1 protein-coding gene is annotated in these 272 nt (G+C 56.6%); it reads left to right on the forward strand.

All coding sequences use genetic code 11. The features are described from left to right. Nucleotides 1-272, forward strand: a 272-nt coding sequence (locus E0702_RS19290; RefSeq protein ID WP_205742065.1) for a hypothetical protein, incomplete at both ends; no start/stop codon positions are given.

Genomic DNA, 272 nt, shown 5'->3' on the forward strand with positions numbered 1-272 from the left:
AAAAAGAATCTCGTGATGACGAGGCGACGATCCCCGACGATGATATTCCCTTAGCGCTGCCAAAACCGAAGCCGGCCTACAAGCCATCAAAACGTTCCACCAAGGCCCTGAGCTCAATTTTGAAAAATCTTATCCCAAAGCCAACGGCCGCCCTTCCGACGGAAGAACCCGCCAAGGATAAACAATCAGCCACGCCGTCAAAGCCCGGGCACGCGGCGCATCGCTTGAGCGATCGCGACACGGTGCGCCTGCAAGACGCCATTCGCCAACAG

It is taken from the genome of Halomonas marinisediminis (assembly GCF_004347715.1).
Lineage (GTDB): Bacteria > Pseudomonadota > Gammaproteobacteria > Pseudomonadales > Halomonadaceae > Halomonas > Halomonas icarae.